Raw genomic sequence first — 20,361 nt, 5'->3', positions numbered from 1 at the left:
TGATGGTCGCCCGGCATGTGCTCGAGAGCCGTGACGAATTCCTGGTGACCAGCTGCGGCAACCACCGCATTGCGCTGGCGCGATGCCATTCAACCAGGAATCTATGACTCGTTACGAGTCAAAGCCGAGCCCCACTCGATCAAGCCCACGCAGCCACAAGTTGCGGTGTCCCTCGTGCTCGTCGGCGTGCGCCAGCGACCGACGGGTCGCCTCAATCCCGATGAACGCCAACGGTTCCGGCGGAAAAGGCAGCGGCTTGGTGCGCACCAGCGGAGTGCGAGTGCGCTCTGTGTCCACACCGTCCAACAGGTCGAGCATCACCTGCGCGCCGAACCTAGTGGCCCCCAGACCGAGGCCGGTGTAACCGAGCGCGTAAGCAACCCGATGGTCGTATGCCGCCCCGAAGAACGCACAGAAACGGGTGCACGTGTCGATCGCGCCGCCCCAACGATGGCTGAAGCCGATGCCGGCCAGCTGCGGGAAGGTCGTGTCGAAGTGCTCGGCAAGCGTCCGGAAGGTCTCGGGGCGGTCGTCATACTCCGCCTTGAGCTTTCTGCCGAAGTGGTAGACCGCGTCATAGCCACCCCAGAGGATGCGGTTGTGCGCGGTCAGCCGGTAGTAGTGGAACTGGTTGCCGCTGTCGCCGAAGCCCTGTCGGTGCTGCCAGCCGATCGCGGCGAGCTGTTCCTCGGTGAGCGGCTCCGTCATCAACACGTGGTCATAGACGGGAACGCAATAGAGCCGAAGCCGGCGCAGCAATGGCGGAAAGATGTTGGTGGCCAACGCAACTCGCTGGGCATGCACCGACCCTCGGTCGGCCACCAACTCGATGTGCGTTGCGTGCTTGCGCAGTTCACGCACTGGTGACTGCTCGACGATGCGGACTCCGAGACGCTCGGCGACCTCCGCCAGCCCCCAGGCGAGTTTCGCAGGGTCGAGCATCGCCACACCGCGCTTGTCCCACACGCCGCCGAGGAAGGTCGGCGAATTCAGTTCAGCACGAACGGAATCCTTGTCCAAGTGGACGCAGCCTGGCCCGACGTCCGGACCGGACAGCTGATAGGGCTCGGTCGCAACGTCGACCTCACCAGTGCGTTCGAAGTCGCAGTCGATGCCGTAACGCGCCACGGTCGCCTCGATCTGGTCGAGGTTCGCCATACCGAGTCGATCGAGCTCGACCTGTGCTGCCTCGCCGAACCGGCTGACGCCGTTGTCGTAGCCGTGGGTCAGGCTCGCTGCGCAGAAACCACCGTTGCGACCCGACGCGGCCCACGCCAACCGGCCGCCCTCCAGCAGCAGGACGTCACGGTCGGGGTTGGCTTCTTTGGCGAGCACCGCAGTCCACAGACCGCTGAATCCGCCTCCGACTACTGCGAGTTCGCAGGTCGTGTCCGCGTCGAGCGAGGTTCGGGCAGCAGGCCGGTCAGGAGTGTCCAGCCAGAACGGCGTCCTGCGTGCTGCCGCGATCCGCGCATCGATCGTGGCCACCGGTCATCCCCCGGCGTGTTCGTCGGCGACGTCGAGAGCCGCGTCGATGATGTCCAGGCCGGTGCGCAGCTCGTCCTCACTGATGTTGCATGGGGGCACGACGTGAGTGCGGTTCATGTGGATGAAGGGCCACAGACCCTCCTTCTTGCACGCGGCGGCGAAAGCGCCCATCGGCGCAGCCGCGTCTCCGGCGGCGTTGAACGGCACGAGCGGCTCGCGGGTGTCCTTGTCCTTGACCAGCTCGATCGCCCAGAACATCCCGAGCCCGCGCACGTCACCGACGCTCGCGTGCTTGGCCTTGAACTCCTGCAGACGCGGCTCGACCACAGTCTCGCCGAGCTTGCGGGCGTTCTCCAGGATGCCTTCGTCCTCGAACGCCTTGATCGACGCGACGGCGGCCGCACATCCGAGCGGATGCCCGGAGTAGGTGAGACCGCCCGGGTAGGGCTGGTCGGCGAAGCGCTGGTAGGTCTTCGGGCCGAGGATCACCCCGCCGAGCGGGACGTAACCGGAGTTGACGCCCTTCGCGAAGGTGATCAGGTCGGGCACGACGTCCCAGTGCTGGATCGCGAACCACTCGCCGCAGCGCCCGAATCCGGCCATCACCTCGTCGGCGATCAGCAGAATGCCGTATTCGTCGCACAGCTCGCGCACGCCGGCCAGGTAGCCCGGCGGCGGCACGAGGATGCCGTTGGTGCCGACCACGGACTCCTGGATGATCGCGGCGATCGTGCTCGGACCCTGCAGCTGCACGACGTCGCGCAGGTGCTGCAGCGCGCGCTGCGACTCCTGCTCCTCGGAGTCGCTATGGAAAGCGGACCGGTAGGCGTAGGGACCGAAGAAGTGCGCCACCGACTGCCCGGTGGGTGTGTTCGCCCACCGGCGCGGGTCGCCGGTCAGCGCGATCGCGCCGCCCGTCGCACCGTGATAGCTGCGGTATGCCGACAGGATCGTCGGCCGGCCGGTCTGCAGCCGCGCCATCCGGATGGCGTGCTCGTTGGCATCGGCTCCGCCGTTGGTGAAGAACACCCGGTCCAGGTCCCCGGGGGCGCGCTCGGCGATCAGCCGCGCAGCTTCGCCGCGCACGTCGCTGCCCAACGCGGGAGCGATCGTCGCCAGCTTGGCTGCTTGATCCTGGATGGCCTGCACGACCTTCGGGTGGCCGTGCCCGATGTTCAGGTTGACCAGTTGGGAGGAGAAGTCGAGATAGCGCTTTCCCTCGTAATCCCAGAAGTACGAACCGGATCCGCCCGCGATCGGGATGGCGTCGACATGGGCCTGCGCGCTCCAGGAGTGGAAGACGTGAGCGCGATCGTCCGCGCGGACCTGTTGCGCGGCCGCGGCATCGACGTCATTCATCTCAGTGGTCTCCGTTGGTCGGGAAGCCGAGGTCGATCTTCGAGCTACCCGGGTCGGGCCACCTGCTGGTGACCACCTTGCGCCGGGTGTAGAAGTTGACGCCCTCGGGTCCGTAGATGTGCGTGTCGCCGAAGAGGGACGACTTCCAGCCGCCGAACGAGTAGTAGCCGACCGGCACCGGGATCGGCACATTGACGCCGACCATGCCGACCTGCACGTCGAACTGGAAGCGGCGAGCGGCTCCACCGTCGCGGGTGAAGATCGCTGTTCCGTTGGCGAACGGGTGGGCGTTGATCAGTGACAGCGCCTCGTCGTATGTGTCCACGCGGACCACGGACAGCACCGGGCCGAAGATCTCGTCGGTGTAGGCGACGTTGTCCGGGCGGACATCGTCCAGCAGGGTGCAACCGAGGAAATAGCCACTGTCACTGGTGTTTTCGCGTCCGTCGACGACAACCTTCGCGCCCTCCTGCTCGCCGCGGTTGATGTAGTCGACGACCTTCTCGCGATGCTGCGCGGTGATCAGCGGGCCCATGTCCGTGCCGTCCTGGTCACCGGGGCCGACGAGCAACGACGGGATCCGCGACTTGATCGCGTCGAGCAGCGGGTCGGCGATCGCGCCGACCGCGACGACGACCGAGATCGCCATACAGCGCTCACCCGCAGCCCCGTATGCCGCCGAAATCGCTGCATCCGCAGCGACATCCAGATCCGCGTCGGGCAGGACCATCATGTGGTTCTTCGCGCCACCGAGCGCCTGCACCCGCTTGCCGGCCTTGGTGCCGGTCTCGTAGATGTGCTTCGCGATCGGTGTCGAGCCGACGAAGCTGATCGCATCGACATCGGGGTGCTGCAGCAATCCGTCGACGGCGACCTTGTCGCCCTGCAGCACGCTGAAGACACCGTCGGGCAGGCCCGCGTCCTTCCAGAGCTGCGCGAGGAGCAGCGACGCCGACGGGTCCTTCTCGCTCGGCTTGAGGATGAACGCGTTGCCGCACGCGATCGCGCTGGCGCACATCCAGAGCGGGACCATGAGCGGGAAGTTGAACGGCGTGATGCCGGCGACGACACCGACCGGCTGCCGGATCGAGTAGACGTCGACGCCTGTCGAGGCCTGCTCGGTGAAGTCGCCCTTGAGCAGATCGGGTACGCCACAGGCATATTCGACACTCTCCAGGCCGCGCACCACCTCGCCGGCGGCATCGGAAAGCACCTTGCCGTGCTCGGACGTGATGATGGCCGAGAACTCATCGGAGTGCGCGGCGAGCAGTTGCCGGAAGGCGAAAAGCACCTTGGTGCGAGCGGCCAGCGAGGTGCTGCGCCACGCCGTCGCAGCCTTTCGCGCAGACGCCACGACGGTGTCCACATCGGCGCTCGAGGCGAGCGCGAGCTCCGCGGTCTGCTCGCCCGTGGCGGGATTGTGAATGGGCGCCGTCGCGGTCGGCGCGCCTGCGGTGAGTTGCCCGTTTATCCAGTGCTGCACATGTTCCATGCCCTGCACATTACGTGCCAGCCTTTGCCGACACAATACATTCTCTGTAGTGTCACATAAGTGATCGATGTTCTGAGGACTCACCTGTCCGACCCGACGGCACGGGGCCTGGCCGACGCCGTCGCACGGGCCGTGGCGGCAGGGTCCCTGGAGCCCGGCGTGCGGCTACCTCCGATCCGGTCGGTCGCGGAGTCGTTGCAGTTGTCGCCGACAACCGTCAGCTCCGCCTGGGCAACGCTGCGCCGAGCAGGACGATCCGCACCGACGGACGCCACGGTTCGTTCATCGCCGAACCGCGCGGCGGGCTCGTGGGAAACAGCCGCTACCGCCGTGCCGTGGGTAGCCCGGTCCGATTCGGCCTCGACCTGTCGACCGGTGTTCCGGACCCGGCACTGTTACCGGCCGTCGGTCCGGCGCTGGACGCGCTGGGCGATGCGCCCGCAACGCACCATTACCTAGACGACCCGGTGCTCCCGGAGCTCGCCGAGCAGATCGTGCGTACCTGGCCGTTCAGGCCCGAGCGGCTGACGATCGCCGACGGCGCGACCGACGCCATGGACTCCGTGCTGCGGCAGTTCGGCGGCTACGGCACCCGCGTCGCCATCGAAAACCCAGCGTTCCCACCGTTTCTCGACCTTTTGGACGCTGCCGGACTGCAGCCGATCCCGGTCGAGTTGGACGAGGAGGGGCCACGTCCCGATGCCCTCGCCGAGACTCTCGCGCAGGGCGCCGCGCTCTTCGTGATGCAGCCGCGCGGGCAGAACCCCACGGGCGTGACGATGACCGCGAAGCGTTCGGCTGCACTCGCAGCTGTCCTGGCTCCGTCGGACACGGTGATCGTCGAGGACGACTCGCTCGACGGCATCGCAACCACCGAGCTGGTCAGCATCGGCACGCATCTGCCCGATCGTGTCCTGCACATTCGCAGCTTCTCCAAGGCCTACGGGCCGGATCTACGACTCGCGGCCATCGGTGGCGCCGCCCGACTCATCGAGCCGATCGAACGCCGTCGTCAGCTCGGTCAAGGATGGAGCAGCCGCCTGCTGCAACGGCTGCTGCTGGAATTCCTCACCAGCGCCCGCAGCCAGGGCCAGGTGGCCGATGCACGACGCGAGTACGAGCGTCGACGGCAGGGACTGATCGAGGCTCTCGCCCGAGGCGGCCTGCGGGTCCCGGGCGACGACGGCATCAACATCTGGGTGCCGGTCCTCGACGAGGTCGCGGCGCTGCAGAGCCTCGCCGCCGGGGGCATCGGGGCCGCTCCCGGATCCCCCTTCCGGATCGGGACGGGTCATCCACCGCGTATTCGGGTCACCGTCGGATTGCTTGCGGATGACGAGCAGGATGTGGCGGCAGCATTGCTGGCTGCCGCCGACGCAGGAGGACTGATAAGCCGCTGACGCTGCGTCTGCAGCGACCGGTTTCAACAGCGCGAGCTCTCCCAGTCCCCCAATGCGGCGGGACTCCAACAGATTTCGAGGTTCACATGTATCAGTTCATCAACGGTAAGCGTGTCACCGGCACCGCGGGCACCATGCCGCTCATCGACCCCTCCACCGAGGAAACCATCGACGAGATCGACCTCGCCGGCCCGGCAGAGGTCGATGCCGCCGTCGACGCGGCCGCCAACGCGTTCCAGGAGTGGTCGCGCGCGACACCGGCCGAGCGGTCCGATGCGATGACCGCCTGGGCGGCGCTGCTGCGCGACCGCGCCGAGGAGCTTGCGCTCGACGAGACCCGACAGGCCGGCAAGCCGATCCGGCTGTCCCGCGAGTTCGACGTCCCGGGCAGCATCGACAATGTCGCCTTCTTCGCCGGTGCCGCCCGCCAACTGACCGGACTCGCCACCGGCGAATACTCCCCCGACCACACCAGCAGCATCCGACGCGAAGCGATCGGTGTCGTCGGGTCCATCGCGCCGTGGAACTACCCGTTGCAGATGGCCGCGTGGAAGATCCTGCCGGCAATCGCGGCGGGCAACACCATCGTGCTCAAGCCTTCCGAACTCACTCCGCTGACCAGCCTGCTCTTCGCCGAAACCGCAACAGCCGCAGGCATACCGGACGGGGTCATCAACATCCTGACCGGCACGGGGCTGGAGGCCGGCACACCGCTGATCTCGCATCCGTCGGTGTCGATGGTCTCCTTCACCGGCTCCACCGCGGTCGGCACCCAGATCGCGTCGCTCGCCGCCGGTATGGCGAAACGCACCCACCTGGAGCTCGGCGGCAAGGCTCCCTTCGTGGTCTTCGACGACGCAGACCTGGAGGCCGCCATACACGGTGCTGTTGCTGCGTCCCTGATCAACACCGGACAGGACTGCACCGCCGCAACCCGTGCCTACATCCAGCGACCGCTCTTCGACCGGTTCGTCTCCGGTGTCGCCGAGCTGATGCGGCAGGTGCGGCTCGGGCCGACCTCGGACCCGGCCACCGACCAGGGTCCGCTGGTCAGCGCTCGGCAACGCGATCACGTGGCGGGAATGGTGGATCGGGCGGTCGCGTCGGGCGCCACGGCGCAATGCGGTGGACGGCTGGTGGACGGCCCCGGTTTCTACTACGAGCCGACCTTGATCACCGGGGCGCCCCAGGACTCCGAGATCGTGCAACGAGAGGTCTTCGGCCCGGTGCTGGCCGCGCTGCCCTTCGACAGCGACAACGAGGGGATCACCCTGGCCAACGACACGCCCTACGGCCTGGCCGCGTCCGCGTGGACACGGGACGTCTATCGCGCCGGTCGGGCCACCCGCGACATCCGGGCCGGGGCGGTGTGGGTCAACGACCACATCCCGATCCTCAGCGAGATGCCGCACGGCGGCTACAAGCATTCCGGTTACGGCAAGGACATGAGTCACTACTCGTTCGAGGAATACACCATCGTCAAGCACGTCATGCACGACATCACCGCCGTGGCGCAAAAGCCTTGGCACCGATCGGTTTTCACGCTCGCGGACTAGCTCGTTCAGCCGCGGATGCGGTCCCTGCTGCGATCCCGGCGCCAGCCGAGGGCGGCGACGACTGATGCCGCCATGGCCCAGGCCAGGACGACGCCGATGTCGAGCAACGGCCGGCCCGGGGTCCGGACACCGAAGTCGGCGGCCTGCCCTGGCGTCGCGATCGCGCCCCAGGCGAGATTGCCCCAGTGCGAAGTCGGCAGGTATGCCGAGAGCGCCGCGATCGGGCCGGGCAGTGCATCCACCGGCGTCATGAACCCGGACGTGTAGGACAACGGCAGGAAGATGAGGTTGCCGATCACGCCGGCTGCGCCCGGCCGGACCCAGTAGGCGAGTGCGAAGCCGAACGGCGCGAGGCACACCGTGCCGAAGAGGATGACGACCCACAGGCGCAGTAGGTGCGTGAACGGCACGCCGGCTCCGACGAATCCTGCAATGGCGGCGTTGCCAGCCAAAACCGCTGTCGCAGCGGCAAGCCCGAGCATCACCTTCCCAGCGAAGAAGGACCACAGTGGCATCGCGGAGGCGCGGAGCCGGCGGATCCAGCCCATCCCCCGCTGCTCGGCGGCGGCGACCCCGACCGCGAAGATCGACAGATTCACGACACCGAAACAGGTGAACGACGCCATCAGCATCGCAGCGACGGCGAGGCCGCCGTCGAGGTCACCGTGCAGTGTCGTGCCGAAGAGCACGAAGAGCAGCATCGGCATGGTCACCAGCGCGATGAACCAGCCGCTCCGCCAGCCACCGCGCCACTCGGCCCGGAAGATCGCGAAGGCGGCGGAGCAACCGAGCGGCATACGAGGTTCGTTAAAGCCGTCCGAGGAACGAGGACGTGTCGAGGTCTCGCTTGTCGGGGTGCTCATGCTGCGTCCTCCTGGGTGAGGGTGAGGAATGCGGACTCCAGGTCGGCATCGGTCACGGTGAGGTCCCGAACCTGATGCCCGGCGGCGAAGAGAGCACCGAGCAGCCCTTCGGGGTCAGCGCTCAATAGCTCGATCCGCCTGTCCCGCAACACCGAAACTTCTGTGACGCCAGGGAAATTCGCGATCCATACGACCGAGGCGTCTGTGGTCAAGTGCACCTTGCTGACGCCTACTCGGCGCACGATCTCCTGCGTCGACGCATCGGCGATCTTGCGCCCGTGATGCAACACCACGACGCGGTCGGCCACCTCCTGCGCCTCGCGCAGGTCATGGGTGGCCAGCACGATCGAGCGGTCCTGCACCGCCAATTCGCGGATCGCCTGCAGCAGCCGGCGGCGACCCGCCACGTCCAGAGCTGCGGTGGGTTCGTCGAGCACGAGCAACTCGGGGGCGCCGGCCAGCGCGAGGGCGAGCGAAAGTCGTTGCCGCTCACCGCCGGACAGCTCTCCGACCCGGCGGTCCGCCTTCTCGGTCAGCTCGACCAGCGCCAGCAGTTCGCCGATCGGGGTCGTGCGGGGGTAGAGATGCTGGGTCAGCCGCACGGTCTCGGCGACGGTGAGCCCCGGCGGGCCGGTGGTCTCCTGCAGCATGGCGCCCATCCGGGCGCGAGCGCGGCGAGCGGTCGGCGGCATACCGAACGCTCGGACCGTGCCTGAGCTGGGATCGCGCAGGCCGAGCAGCATGTCCAGCAGCGTCGACTTCCCGGCACCGTTCGGGCCGAGGAGGGCGACGATCTCCCCGGATACAAAGTCAGGTCAACGGAATCCACGGCGATCGTCCCGCGGAAGGAACGCGTGACGTCGGTGAATCGGGCGATTTCTTCCATGCCACCGACAGTGCCGCAGCCCGGATGCCGCCAGCAGTGTCAGGCGGCATGACCGTGACCCATGACCTTCGGCACCCCATACCCCCGCACCACCCCCATACCGAGAGGACACGCGATGACCGAGAGGACACGCGATTTGGGCCGAATTCGGCCCAAATCGCCTGTCCTCTCGGCAAACGGGTGTCCTCTCGGCACAGAGGGGTGCCGATCAGATGACGCCTTGGGCGACCATCGCATCGGCCACCTTGATGTATGCCGCGAGGTTGGCGCCGATCACGTAGTCGCCCGGGTGACCGACCGCCTCAGCTTGCGTGACACAGGTGTCGTGGATGTCGCGCATGATCTCGTGCAGCCGTTCCTCGGTTCGCGCGAAGCTCCAGGAGTCGCGGCTGGCGTTCTGCTGCATCTCCAGCGCGCTGGTCGCAACGCCGCCTGCGTTGGCGGCCTTGCCCGGCGCGAAGAGCACTCCCGCATCACGCAAGATGGCTGCGGCAGCAGGAGTCGTCGGCATGTTCGCGCCTTCGGCGACCAAGCGAACCCCGTTTGCCACCAACGTCTTCGCGTCAGTCTCGTCGAGTTCGTTCTGGGTCGCGCACGGCAGCGCGACCTGGCACGGAACCTCCCAGATCGATCCGTCAGAAACGAACCGCGCCCGGTCGCCGACCTGGTCGACATACTCCGAGACCCGGCCACGACGCACTTCCTTGATCTCCTGCAGCACCTCGAGGTCGACGCCCTGTTCGTCGACGACATACCCGCTGGAGTCGGAGACGGCGATGACCTTGCCGCCCAGTTGGTGCACCTTCTCGACGGCATAGAGGGCGACGTTGCCGGTGCCGGAGACGACGACCGACATACCGTCCAGCGAGGTCCCCTTGGCGGCTAGCATCTCCTGCGCGAAGAACACCGTGCCGTAGCCGGTGGCCTCAGTGCGTACCTGCGAACCGCCCCAGGACAAACCCTTACCGGTCAGCACGCCGGACTCGTAGCGGTTGGTGATCCGCTTGTACTGCCCGAACAGGTAGCCGATCTCGCGGCCTCCGACACCGATGTCGCCGGCCGGCACATCGGTGTATTCGCCGATGTGGCGGTAGAGCTCGGTCATGAAGGACTGGCAGAAGCGCATGACCTCGGCGTCGCTGCGGCCCTTGGGGTCGAAGTCGGAGCCGCCTTTGCCACCACCGATCGGCATACCGGTGAGGGCGTTCTTGAAGACCTGCTCGAAGCCAAGGAACTTCACGATCGACAGGTTGACGCTCGGGTGGAATCGCAGCCCGCCCTTGTAGGGGCCGAGCGCGGAGTTGAACTCGACGCGGAAGCCCCGGTTGACGCGCACCTCCCCACTGTCGTCGACCCACGGCACGCGGAAGATGACCTGGCGCTCCGGCTCGCAGATTCGCTGCAGGATCGACCACTGGGTGTAGCCGGAGTGGTTGTCCGCGAGCGGCGTGAGGCTCTCCATCACCTCGTGCACGGCTTGCTGGAACTCGGCCTCGCCCGGGTTCCGGGCGAGCACGTCGTCGAACATCGGTCGGAAAGTGGGGTGCAGGGTACTCACGGGCGGCACCCTAGGGACTTTCAACTTCGCGTGTTATCGGTGTCCACCTATTGTCCATGACCTTCGGCAGGTCTCGGGCCGGCCGGCGCGCTCTATCGTCGAGGTGTGCGACCGATCGAACGCCTGCAATTCGTCAATGGCTTCATCGCCATTGCGATCTTCACGGCGGCGCCGCTCTTCCTGGGTGGCCTGCCGGACCTGCCGACGCCGTTCCGGATCGTCTACTGGGCATGTGTCGCGCTGATCGCCGGGATCTTCATCCTGATCGCCGGCACGCCCATCAGATTCCCCCGCAATCCCAGGACCTACCTGATCGTCGGGATGTTCGTCGTCGTGTCCTATCTGGGTGCTGCGCTCGGCTCGACCTACGGCTTCAGCCTCATGTTGCTCGCCGTGACGACGGCCGTCTGGGCAAACTTCGTGCCGCTTCGCGTGTCCGTGGCGACCACCCTGGTGCTGCTGCCGGCGAGCACTGTGCTGATGGCGCTGGTCAACGGTCAGGCGTCTGTACTGGCGTGCACCTGGTATGCCGTGCTGACCCTCGTCGTCGAGGCGTTCGTGCTCGTCGGCGTCGAGCAGACGTTGGTCATCCAGCGGGAGCGCGACAAGTCCGAGCGCGCCCGTGACGAGGCCGAGCAGGCCAATCAGGCTCTCAGAGAGGCACAAGCAAAGCTTCGCGAGCACAGCGCCACCGAGGAGCGGCTGCGGATCGCGCGCGAGTTGCACGACGTCGTCGGCCATCAGCTGACCGGCCTCACCCTGACCCTCGAAGCCGCTCGCCACCTGCCACCCGCAGAGGCCCAGCACTACTTGGACAGCGCACACCGCACCGGCAAGGAGCTGTTGGAGCAGGTCCGCAGCGTGGTCAGTGAGCTGCGGGATGGCGCCCCGGCAGAGGCCACCTCACTCCGCGCACTGGCCGACGGTTGGCCGGGCATGCAGGTCGAGCTGACCGACGACGCCGTGCTTGAGCGGGCGCCAACGGCCCTTCGACATGCAAGTGTGCGGCTCGTCCAGGAATCGCTGACCAACGCGGCCCGCCACGGCTGCGCCAGTCAGGCATGGGTCGCGTTGGAGGCCGCGGACGGCACCCTGTCGGTGGTGGTGCGCGACAATGGCCGCGGCGCCGCCGCTGCCGTGGAGGGCAACGGATTGCGTGGCATGCGAGAGCGTTTCGCCGCTCTGGGCGGTTCGGTTGTATGGCGCGGCTCCGCCAACGGAGGCTTCGTCGTCCAGGCGTCGGCGCCACTGTGTGTCGAGAACCCGGTCGACGACACAACGGTCAAGGAGCAGGTATGACGGCAGCAGACCCGATCCGGGTGCTGGTCGTGGACGACCAGACGATCGTGCGCGACGGCATTGTCGGGCTGCTGCGACTGAGTGGTCGCGTCGACGTCATCGGCGCCGCGTCCGACGGGCGGAAAGCCTTGGAAGCCCTGGAGATCGAGCGACCTGACGTCATACTTCTGGACCTGCGGATGCCCGTGCTCGACGGCATCGCGGTGCTGCACGAGCTGGCACAACGCACCGATCCCCCGCCGTGCCTGGTGCTGACGACCTTCCAGGACGACGAGCAGGTGCTGCAGGCGCTGCGCGCCGGCGCGCGCGGTTACCTGCTCAAGGACGTCTCGCTGGACGATCTGATCGTTGCGGTCGAGACCGTCGCGTCCGGCGGCTCCATGGTCGCGTCCTCAGTGACCCAGCGGCTACTGGATCGGCTCGGCACGCCCGGTCCCGTCGCTGCCCCAGCCGACCTGCCGGTCCACATCGAGCTCACGACCCGGGAGCGTGAGGTGCTGCGCATGCTGGTCGGTGGATTCTCCAACAAGGAGATCGCGTCCGCGATGCATCTGGCTCCCGGCACCGTCAAGAACCACGTGTCGACCGTGCTGGCCAAGCTCGGCGTTCGTGACCGCACCCGCGCTGTCCTGCGCGCACTCGAGCTGGACCTGGTGTGAACACTGACGACGTCGAGGCCGTCGCCAGGTCGGCGGCCGACTGGTTGCTCGATGAGAGCAACTGGGATGCCGCGGATCCCTCGCTCTACCACGGACTTTCGGGCATCGTGCTCGGGCTGCACGAGGCCCACGCCCACTTCGGTGATGATCGGTATGGCGCAGCGATCGACCGTGGACTCGACATCCTGTCGGCGCAGGTCGACCACGTCGACGACGCGTCGCTCTACTTCGGCCTGGCCGGTATGGCGTTCTGCCTGCACCAACTGGGCCGCCACGGAGCAGCGGATCAGGCGCTCCGCCGCGTCCGGGACAAGTTCGACGGCGTGCGCTGGAACACCATGTTCGAGCTGCTCATGGGCAACGCCGGCATCGGCCTCGGAGCGCTGCACGCTGGAGACGTCGATCTCGCCATACAAGCTGTGCTCCCGTATGTCGAGAAGGCCGACCGCACTCCGCACGGCGTCAACTGGGCTGTGCGGCCGACTCAGCCGCGGTCGCACCACATGGCGCACGGCACGCTCGGCATCGCCTTCGCGCTGGCGACCGTCGGAAGCGCGTCTGGTCGCTCCGACCTGATGGACCTGGCTGTGCTGGGCGCCGATGACGTGGTCTCGCGCAACACGGCCAGCGCGGCGGATTTCCTTGTGCCGCACTCTGATCCGCCGCATCGCCCGGACATCATCGAGCGCTACAGCTACGGCTGGTGCAACGGACCGGCCGGCGATGCGCAGCTCTTCCGGCTGCTGTCACAGGTCACCGGGGACGAGCGCTGGGGCGCCCTGCAGGACCGCTGTTGGACGACCGTTGTCGGCTCGGGCCTGCCGTCGCGGCTGCAACCGGGCTTCTGGGACAACAACGGACATTGCTGTGGGACGGCGGGAGTGCTCGCGACCGCATGTGATCGCATCGTCGAACGCGGTGACGACTTCGCCTTCGCCGACCTGCTCGTGGCTGATCTGCTCACGCGAGCGACCGTCGACGACGCCGGCGCGCGTTGGTCCAACTACGAGCAACGCGCTGACCCTCCGGAGCTGGCACCACTGCCGGGTTGGGCGATGGGCAACGCCGGCATATTGCGCGAGCTGCTGCGCTACGTGCGGCTCCGACGTGGCGACCGTCCCGGTTACGCCATCGAGTGGCCGGATCAGAAAGCCGTTGCTGGTCAAGCATTTTCGACGGACTGAGACCGGACCGAACCCCAGACGAGGCGGGCTGTCACGTCGAGCGTCAGCATGCCGTCGGAGTCAGTGATCGGACGCAGGGTCTCCAGCACGGCCGCGTCAAAAGCTGCGTTCTCCTCCGGTGTCATCAACGCACGCGCCAGGCTGGAAGTGGAGTGCAGCGACTCCAAGTACGCCTGCGAGCTCTGCCGGACCAGCGTCACCGTCGGCACCACTTCGCCCACCCGCACCCACAGGCCGCGATCCGTCAGGTCGTCGGCCACGTCGTATGTCGGGTCGTAGTCGATGGCTCGGGAGAAACGTTTGATGACCTCGACGACTTCGGGCATCCGAGCGTGGCGTACCGACCGATCCACCAGCGCCAGTGGTCGGCCCTCGCGCAGCACGTCGTGGAGTCGGATCATGACTGCGGGGAGATCGAACCAGTGCATCGCCTCGCCCACCACCGCAAGGTCGAAAGGTCCTGGCGCAGTGAAGGTTTCAGCCGCCTCGCAGTGCCAGGTGACATCCGTGCCACCAGGCAGCGCGCGGCCGACCTCGATCATCGGAGCCGACCGCTCAACCGCCACGACCGAGGAGACCCGACCGACAAGCCGACGCGCGATCGACCCTTCGCCGGCGCCGAGATCCAGCACCCGCCCGCCGCCCGCGAGGTCGATGAGCCGGTCGATCACTTCCGGCGGGTATGGCGGCCGGGCGCGATACGCCTCGGCCACTCCTGGAAGCAGGAACGTGTCGGCCCGGTGTGCGGACGGTTGCGGCATACGACCTCCTCGATCGACTGCCGACTCAACGAACAGCGCCGCACTTGAGTTCGTCGGAGACCCACACGCCCATGACCGAGAGGAGTATCAACCGATCGAGAGGAGTACAGATTAAGGCGAAATCCGCACTCCTCGGTCAGTCCGTACTCCTCTCGGTCAGAGGGCCAGCTCCAGCTCCAGCTCCAGACGGAGGTTCTCGGCCCAGCGCGCTCGCGTCGCCGGGATCGTGGGCAGACCGGGTGGTGGATCGTCCATCGATCGTGCTGCAAAGGTCATCGCAGCTGCCGCCATCAACGACGTCAGATCGGATGGGTCCCGCTCGGCCAGTGCAGGCTCCTGCGCGAAGAAGGTCGCGGCTGACAGCTCGCTGCCGCTCATCGCGCAGTCCATCGCGAGCATCGCGTGGTCCATCCACGGCGCCCCGCGTCGCACCTGCCCCCAGTCGATGACGACGTCCCGGTCGGTGCCGAAGATCAGGTTGTCCGCCCGAACGTCCCAGTGCAGCAACGCTTTTCCGTCGATCAGAGTGGCGGCCCGCTCGGCATACCCGGCCAGCTGGTCATGGTGCTTGGCCCACCAGGGATCGACCTGATCAAGTCGATCAGCAAGCAGCTTCCAACCGTCGGTCAAGATCGGTGCGCTCTCGGTCGCTAACGGCACCCACTCCGATGCGACCTCGTCGAGCACCGGACGCACTGCCGACAGCACGCCGCTCGCACGTCGAAGGTTGTCGGCCGACCACGGCACGTCGGGCACGGCACCAGGCAGGTCCTCGATGAGCAGCGCGACCCATTCCCCGTCGTCATACACATCCAGCAGCCTGGGCAGGCTCGGGTGGCCCGGCAGCGCCGCGAGGATCCGTGCCTCGTCGCGGAGCAGTTCCGGCGTGATCGGGTTGAGCTCGGGACCGCACGCCTTGACGAAAGCCGTTGCACCCGAGGCGGATCGAATGCGCGCGGCAGGCCCGGGCGACATACCTCCGACGCAGTCGATCACCGAGACAATCTCGCCGCCGATCTGCTGTCCGGCCCACGCGCGGACGCGATCCGGTGCCTCGGCGAAACCCAGCCGGACGCCGCGCGCGTGCTGGTGCCGGCTCATGACCGCTTCCTCTTCGGCCGCCGGCTCCGCCGCACAATGTATGCCGTGGGCGTCACGCCGTTGTAGCGAACGACCCGCTCCCCTGAGACCTTCAAACCCCTTGCGTGCGCGACGGATTCGGCGAACACGCGCTTGTCGTCGGACAACAACACGCAACGCCCATCCGCGGTCAGCACGCGCTCGATCTCGCGCAGGATCGCCGGGTAGAGCGTCTTGTTGAGCTCATTGCTGCCGATGCGCTTGCCGAACGGTAGATCGCTGACAACGCGATCCATGCTGCCATCGTCGAAGGGTAGGTCGGTCGCGTCAGCCTCGAGCACTGAAACCGACTGCTGCACCGAGAGATTCGCGGCATTCTGCGCGGCGAGCCTGGTGGCTTCCGGGTCCCGCTCGATGCTGTATGCCGGTCCCCCACGCAGCAGCGCGTCGACGATCGGCACCGTGCCGACACCTGCGCAGGGGTCGAGCAGCCGGTCACCGTCGCGCAGTTTCGCCATACGCAGCAGTCCTGCTGCAACCGGGCCAGGAGTCGTCGCCGGGAGTCTGCGCAACTGTCCGATCCGCCGCGACCAGTGCCACGGCCCCAGGTCGATCGCGCCGGCATCGACGTCGATGTTGAGCGCCCAGTCAGCGGGATCGTTGACCCAGCCGCGTGATTCGACCCGAGCGATCCAGTCGGCCCGGGTCAGCGCATCCTGAGCCTGCACTCGAAAGGCCGGACGCGTGACACCGATCAACTCGGCGGCCCGCGATATCGATTCGTCGCCGTCGAGCGGCACTTGCACGCGCTCCACCATCGGTCCGACGAGATCGACTGACAGAGGGTCATCCACTGTGATCTGGCCGGCACCGGTAAGTTGCGACACCACACCGTGCTGGTCACGCAGGTCACCCCGGACGAGGTCCTCCAGCCCCACCGGACAGATCAGCAGCAGCGGGGTCGTCATACCGATGCAGCGTAGGCGGTCACCTGCGGTACCGCCGTCGTGCCCCCGGCCATGCCAAACGCGCGCAACGCCAGAACGGCCCGGCCACACCGAAGTGTGACCGGGCCGTTGTTATGGCTTAACCCAGTGGATCAGTCCTGCGCGACCGGCTCAGCGTCAGCCGAACCTTCGCCCGCTTCGGAGCTGTCCTTGCCGCGACCGCGACCGCCACGACGGCGGTTGCGCTTGCGCGGCTCACGGTCCGAGTCGTCGTCGGACGACGAGTCGGCAGCCGGTGCGTCAGCGGTAGGTGCGTCCGCAGGCGGTGCGTCGTCGACGACCGGGGCGTCCGCCACCGGAGCAACGTCCGCCGGAGCGTCCACAGTGTCGTCCGAAGCGTCGGCGTCGTTGGTGTTGTTCTCAACGACGGCCAACGACAGCTTGCCGCGCGGGTCGATCTCCTTGAGCTCGACCTGCACCTTCTGACCGATCTTCAGCACGTCCTCGACGGCGTCGATCCGCTTGCCACCGACCAGCTTTCGCACCTCGGAGATGTGCAGCAGGCCGTCCTTGCCGGGCAGCAGCGACACGAACGCACCGAAGGTCGTCGTCTTCACGACGGTCCCCAGGAAGCGCTCGCCGATCTCGGGCATCTGCGGGTTGGCGATCGCGTTGACCGCGGCGCGCGCAGCCTCGGCGGAGGGACCATCGGTCGCACCGATGTAGACGGTGCCGTCGTCCTCGATGGACAGGTCGGCGCCGGTGTCCTCCTGGATCTGGTTGATCATCTTGCCCTTCGGGCCGATGACCTCACCGATCTTGTCGACCGGGATCTTCACCGCGATGACGCGCGGGGCGAAGGGCGACATCTCGTCAGGAGCGTCGATCGCCTCGTGCATCACGTCCAGGATGTGCAGGCGCGCGTCGCGAGCCTGGGTCAGCGCACCGGCCAGCACGTCGGCGGGGATGCCGGCGAGCTTGGTGTCCAGCTGGATGGCAGTGACGAACTCACGCGTGCCGGCGACCTTGAAGTCCATGTCGCCGAAGGCGTCCTCGGCTCCCAGGATGTCGGTCATTGCGGCGAACTCGGTCTTGCCGTCGACCTCGGCCGACACCAGACCCATCGCGATGCCGGCGACCGGAGCGCGCAGCGGCACACCGGCGTTCAGCAGCGCCAGGGTCGACGCGCAGACCGAGCCCATCGACGTGGAACCGTTGGAGCTCAACGCTTCCGAGACCTGACGGATCGCGTAGGGGAACTCCTCACGCGTCGGCAAGACCGGCATCAGCGCACGCTCGGCGAGCGCTCCGTGGCCGATCTCGCGGCGCTTCGGCGAACCGACGCGGCCGGTCTCGCCGGTGGAGTAGGGCGGGAAGTTGTAGTTGTGCATGTAGCGCTTGCGCGACACCGGCGACAACGTGTCCAGCTGCTGCTCCATACGCAGCATGTTCAGCGTGGTGACGCCCATGATCTGGGTCTCGCCGCGCTCGAACAGCGCCGAACCGTGCACCCGCGGGAGCACCTCGACCTCGGCCGACAGCGCGCGGATGTCCGCGAGCCCACGACCGTCGATGCGCACCTTCTCGCGCAGAATGCGCTCGCGCACGAGCTTCTTCTGGACGGCGCGGTATGCCGCGGAGATTTCCTTCTCGCGGCCCTCGAACGGCTTGCCCTCGCCTGCGAGCTCAGACTTGAGCTCCTCCTTGTAGGCGTCCAGCTGCGACTCACGGTCCTGCTTGTCCGCGATGGACAGCAGGCCGCGCAGCTTCTCGGTCGAAGCCGACTCGACGGCGCCGTAGCTGTCGTCCTCGTAGTCGAGGAAGAGCGGGAACTCCTGCACCGGCTTGGCGGCCTTCTCGGCAACCTTGTTCTGTGCCTCGCACAGGACGCGGATGAAGGACTTGGCGGCCTCCAGGCCCTGAGCGACGATCTCCTCGGTCGGAGCCTGCTTGCCCTGGTTCTTGACCAGGTCCCAGGTGGCTTCGTTGGACTCAGCCTCGACCATCATGATCGCAACGTCATCTCCGGCGACACGGCCGGCAACGACCATGTCGAAGACGGAGTTGGCCTGGTCGGAGTATGTCGGGAACGCGACCCACTGGCCGTCGATCAGCGACACACGAGTGGCACCGATCGGACCGGAGAACGGCAGACCCGAGATCTGCGTCGACGCCGAAGCGGCGTTGATCGCCAGCACGTCGTACTGGTGGTCGGGGTTCTGCGCGAGGACGGTGATGACGACCTGGACCTCGTTGCGCAGGCCCTTGACGAAGGCAGGACGCAGCGGGCGGTCGATCAGCCGGCAGGTGAGGATCGCGTCGGTCGACGGGCGACCTTCGCGACGGAAGAAGCTGCCCGGGATCTTGCCCGCGGCATACATCCGCTCCTCGACGTCCACTGTGAGCGGGAAGAAGTCGAAATGGTCTTTGGGCTGCTTGCCCGCGGCCGTGGTGGACAGCAGTGTCGTCTCGTCGTCCAGGTAGGCGACGACCGCACCGGCTGCCTGCTTGGCCAGCCGCCCGGTTTCGAATCGAACCGTGCGGGTGCCGAACTTGCCGTTGTCGATAACGGCTTCGGCGAAAGTGATCTCTGGACCCTCCATTGGGCCCTCCTGTTCTTTTACGGACCACGCATCGTCGTTGTGCGTGGTGCTCTTCTTCATTACGGGGTGTATGCCGCGGGTCGGCCGCATCCTTGTCGGGCCGGCGGGCAGCACCCGCCTACGCCAACAAGGCGGCTACCGGTGGTAGCCGCCTTGCGGTCGTAAGTGTGATTGGTCAGCGACGCAGACCCAGTCGCTTGATCAGTGCGCGGTAGCGCTCGATGTCAACGTCCTCGAGGTAACGCAGCATGCGCTTGCGCTTACCGACCAGGAGCAGCAGGCCGCGCCGGCTGTGGTGGTCGTGCGGGTGCTGACGGGCGTGCTCGGTGAGGTCGGTGATGCGCTGCGTCAGCATCGCGATCTGCACCTCGGGCGAACCGGTGTCGCCCTCTTTGGTCGCGTAGTCGGTCATGATCTGCGCCTTGGTGGCGGTGTCCAGCGGCATGAGTGGGCGATCTCCGTTCGTCTCTTGATTGCGCGGTGCTCCTGGGCATGTCCACCAGGGGCGCTCTTTGTCCGCGGCCGGTTTCACGGCGCTGCAAGGTTATCAGGATCTGAGCGTGCGCCCCTAATCGAAGAGTGCCGGCCGCAAGCCGTGCGGAGTGCGCCACCGTCATACGTTCTAATTGATCATCATGAGCGAGCGCAGCGAGCGACCGAAAGCTTCAGCTGAAGGGCCGGGCCCGACGAAGGAGGGCCGTGCCCAGAATCAGCCCGGGAAGACCGAGCGAAGCCGCTACGAGGCCGAGGTCGCAGCGTATGTCGAAGCCGGTGGGAACGAGCAGGTGCAGCGTGTCGTGACCGCGGTGCACGGCCTGCACCGCCGCCTGTCGCAGTGGTACACCCAGAACCTGTCGGACCTCGATCTGTCCCCCGGCGAGTGGGCCGTCATCCGGCACCTCGCGGCCGAGGCCGAGGACCACATCTCGACGCCGTCGCAGCTGGCCGACACGGCCGCGGTTGCCCCGTCGTCGATGACCCACCGGTTGGATCGGATGGCCGAACGCGGACTCATCGAGCGCGAGCCCGATCCCGACAACCGCACCCGGATCCTCGTGCACCTCACCCGCGACGGTTGGGAGATGTTCCGCCAGGTGATCCGGGAGTCCGACATGGTGGAGTCCGACGTGTTGTCGCATGTGCCCGTCGGCCAGCGCGACAAGCTCGCCCAACTTCTCGAGCTGGCGATCGCCGGCCTCGACGACGACCTCGACTGACGCGACCCA

The 20,361-nt window shown here is 67.1% G+C and carries 17 protein-coding genes; 6 read left to right on the top strand and 11 right to left on the bottom strand.

Annotated elements, in window-relative coordinates; genetic code table 11:
- Positions 1-111: 111 nt before the first annotated feature.
- The 3 genes from ACFQDH_RS12295 to ACFQDH_RS12285 are packed head-to-tail and all read right to left on the bottom strand — an operon-like array spanning position 112 to position 4,339.
- On the bottom strand, positions 112-1,488 hold the full coding sequence (locus tag ACFQDH_RS12295) for an NAD(P)/FAD-dependent oxidoreductase (RefSeq protein ID WP_382401671.1): 1,377 nt from the start codon (positions 1,486-1,488) through the stop codon (positions 112-114).
- 3 nt (positions 1,489-1,491) lie between these two features.
- Positions 1,492-2,847, bottom strand: coding sequence for an aspartate aminotransferase family protein (locus tag ACFQDH_RS12290; protein ID WP_382401669.1), 1,356 nt, complete (start codon positions 2,845-2,847; stop codon positions 1,492-1,494).
- Between the two features lies 1 nt (position 2,848).
- Positions 2,849-4,339, bottom strand: coding sequence for a CoA-acylating methylmalonate-semialdehyde dehydrogenase (locus ACFQDH_RS12285; protein WP_382401667.1), 1,491 nt, complete (start codon positions 4,337-4,339; stop codon positions 2,849-2,851).
- 335 nt (positions 4,340-4,674) lie between these two features.
- Here ACFQDH_RS12285 and ACFQDH_RS12280 point away from each other — a divergent pair, with 335 nt between their 5' ends.
- Together ACFQDH_RS12280 and ACFQDH_RS12275 are read left to right on the top strand one after the other, a co-directional pair.
- Positions 4,675-5,739: an aminotransferase class I/II-fold pyridoxal phosphate-dependent enzyme gene (locus ACFQDH_RS12280; protein WP_382401665.1), complete on the top strand. Its 1,065-nt coding sequence runs from the start codon at positions 4,675-4,677 to the stop codon at positions 5,737-5,739.
- 86 nt (positions 5,740-5,825) lie between these two features.
- On the top strand, positions 5,826-7,295 hold the full coding sequence (locus ACFQDH_RS12275) for a gamma-aminobutyraldehyde dehydrogenase (protein ID WP_382401663.1): 1,470 nt from the start codon (positions 5,826-5,828) through the stop codon (positions 7,293-7,295).
- Between the two features lie 5 nt (positions 7,296-7,300).
- On the opposite strand, the gene ACFQDH_RS12270 is transcribed toward ACFQDH_RS12275, so the two are convergent.
- From ACFQDH_RS12270 to gdhA, 3 genes are all read right to left on the bottom strand, one after another.
- A complete protein-coding gene (locus ACFQDH_RS12270) occupies positions 7,301-8,158 on the bottom strand; it encodes an ABC transporter permease (RefSeq protein WP_382401661.1) in 858 nt (285 codons plus the stop codon).
- Positions 8,155-8,952, bottom strand: a complete 798-nt coding sequence (locus ACFQDH_RS12265; protein ID WP_382404857.1) for an ATP-binding cassette domain-containing protein — start codon at positions 8,950-8,952, stop codon at positions 8,155-8,157. Before ACFQDH_RS12265 ends, ACFQDH_RS12270 begins: the two co-directional genes overlap by 4 nt.
- A gap of 300 nt (positions 8,953-9,252) precedes the next feature.
- Entirely contained in the window at positions 9,253-10,572 is a 1,320-nt protein-coding gene (gdhA, locus tag ACFQDH_RS12260; protein WP_382404856.1) for an NADP-specific glutamate dehydrogenase, read from the bottom strand.
- Between the two features lie 135 nt (positions 10,573-10,707).
- Between gdhA and ACFQDH_RS12255 the strand changes: the two genes are divergently transcribed.
- Genes ACFQDH_RS12255 through ACFQDH_RS12245 form a run of 3 tightly spaced genes read left to right on the top strand, consistent with a single transcriptional unit; the run spans position 10,708 to position 13,744 of the window.
- Positions 10,708-11,901: a sensor histidine kinase gene (locus ACFQDH_RS12255; protein WP_382401659.1), complete on the top strand. Its 1,194-nt coding sequence runs from the start codon at positions 10,708-10,710 to the stop codon at positions 11,899-11,901.
- Positions 11,898-12,560, top strand: coding sequence for a response regulator (locus ACFQDH_RS12250; protein ID WP_382401657.1), 663 nt, complete (start codon positions 11,898-11,900; stop codon positions 12,558-12,560). The genes ACFQDH_RS12255 and ACFQDH_RS12250 overlap by 4 nt, the downstream gene beginning before the upstream one ends.
- The gene (locus tag ACFQDH_RS12245) at positions 12,557-13,744 is read left to right on the top strand and encodes a lanthionine synthetase LanC family protein (RefSeq protein WP_382401655.1); all 1,188 of its coding nucleotides are present in this window, start codon (positions 12,557-12,559) and stop codon (positions 13,742-13,744) included. The genes ACFQDH_RS12250 and ACFQDH_RS12245 overlap by 4 nt, the downstream gene beginning before the upstream one ends.
- Here ACFQDH_RS12245 and ACFQDH_RS12240 read toward each other — a convergent pair.
- The 5 genes from ACFQDH_RS12240 to rpsO all read right to left on the bottom strand — a co-directional run bounded on the left by ACFQDH_RS12240 (position 13,723) and on the right by rpsO (position 19,580).
- Complete coding sequence (locus ACFQDH_RS12240; RefSeq protein WP_382401653.1) at positions 13,723-14,505, bottom strand: class I SAM-dependent methyltransferase; 783 nt, start codon at positions 14,503-14,505, stop codon at positions 13,723-13,725. The genes ACFQDH_RS12245 and ACFQDH_RS12240 overlap by 22 nt on opposite strands.
- Positions 14,506-14,661: 156 nt before the next feature.
- The gene (locus tag ACFQDH_RS12235) at positions 14,662-15,606 is read right to left on the bottom strand and encodes an aminoglycoside phosphotransferase family protein (protein ID WP_382401651.1); all 945 of its coding nucleotides are present in this window, start codon (positions 15,604-15,606) and stop codon (positions 14,662-14,664) included.
- Complete coding sequence (locus ACFQDH_RS12230; RefSeq protein WP_382401649.1) at positions 15,603-16,553, bottom strand: TRM11 family SAM-dependent methyltransferase; 951 nt, start codon at positions 16,551-16,553, stop codon at positions 15,603-15,605. The genes ACFQDH_RS12235 and ACFQDH_RS12230 overlap by 4 nt, the downstream gene beginning before the upstream one ends.
- A 131-nt stretch (positions 16,554-16,684) precedes the next feature.
- Positions 16,685-19,135: a polyribonucleotide nucleotidyltransferase gene (locus ACFQDH_RS12225; protein WP_382401647.1), complete on the bottom strand. Its 2,451-nt coding sequence runs from the start codon at positions 19,133-19,135 to the stop codon at positions 16,685-16,687.
- A gap of 175 nt (positions 19,136-19,310) precedes the next feature.
- Positions 19,311-19,580: a 30S ribosomal protein S15 gene (gene rpsO / locus ACFQDH_RS12220; protein ID WP_382401645.1), complete on the bottom strand. Its 270-nt coding sequence runs from the start codon at positions 19,578-19,580 to the stop codon at positions 19,311-19,313.
- Between the two features lie 190 nt (positions 19,581-19,770).
- Here rpsO and ACFQDH_RS12215 point away from each other — a divergent pair, with 190 nt between their 5' ends.
- Positions 19,771-20,352 carry a MarR family winged helix-turn-helix transcriptional regulator gene (locus tag ACFQDH_RS12215; RefSeq protein WP_382401643.1) on the top strand — a complete coding sequence of 194 codons (582 nt, stop codon included), beginning with the start codon at positions 19,771-19,773 and terminating at the stop codon, positions 20,350-20,352.
- Positions 20,353-20,361 lie beyond the last annotated feature (9 nt).

Origin of the sequence: Flexivirga alba (assembly GCF_042661025.1) — a bacterium.
Classification (GTDB): Bacteria; Actinomycetota; Actinomycetes; order Actinomycetales; family Dermatophilaceae; genus Flexivirga; species Flexivirga alba.
Note: the sequence above shows the minus strand (reverse complement) of the source record. Positions and strands in the feature narration are given on the sequence as shown.

Coding starts and splice junctions, on each gene's coding strand:
- ACFQDH_RS12285 (WP_382401667.1), bottom strand. CDS start 4,339: ATGGAACATGTGCAGCACTGGATAAACGGGCAACTCACCGCAGGCGCG.
- ACFQDH_RS12225 (WP_382401647.1), bottom strand. CDS start 19,135: ATGGAGGGTCCAGAGATCACTTTCGCCGAAGCCGTTATCGACAACGGC.
- ACFQDH_RS12250 (WP_382401657.1), top strand. CDS start 11,898: ATGACGGCAGCAGACCCGATCCGGGTGCTGGTCGTGGACGACCAGACG.
- ACFQDH_RS12235 (WP_382401651.1), bottom strand. CDS start 15,606: ATGAGCCGGCACCAGCACGCGCGCGGCGTCCGGCTGGGTTTCGCCGAG.
- ACFQDH_RS12240 (WP_382401653.1), bottom strand. CDS start 14,505: ATGCCGCAACCGTCCGCACACCGGGCCGACACGTTCCTGCTTCCAGGA.
- ACFQDH_RS12290 (WP_382401669.1), bottom strand. CDS start 2,847: ATGAATGACGTCGATGCCGCGGCCGCGCAACAGGTCCGCGCGGACGAT.
- gdhA (WP_382404856.1), bottom strand. CDS start 10,572: ATGTTCGACGACGTGCTCGCCCGGAACCCGGGCGAGGCCGAGTTCCAG.
- ACFQDH_RS12275 (WP_382401663.1), top strand. CDS start 5,826: ATGTATCAGTTCATCAACGGTAAGCGTGTCACCGGCACCGCGGGCACC.
- ACFQDH_RS12215 (WP_382401643.1), top strand. CDS start 19,771: ATGAGCGAGCGCAGCGAGCGACCGAAAGCTTCAGCTGAAGGGCCGGGC.
- rpsO (WP_382401645.1), bottom strand. CDS start 19,580: ATGCCGCTGGACACCGCCACCAAGGCGCAGATCATGACCGACTACGCG.
- ACFQDH_RS12230 (WP_382401649.1), bottom strand. CDS start 16,553: ATGACGACCCCGCTGCTGCTGATCTGTCCGGTGGGGCTGGAGGACCTC.
- ACFQDH_RS12270 (WP_382401661.1), bottom strand. CDS start 8,158: ATGAGCACCCCGACAAGCGAGACCTCGACACGTCCTCGTTCCTCGGAC.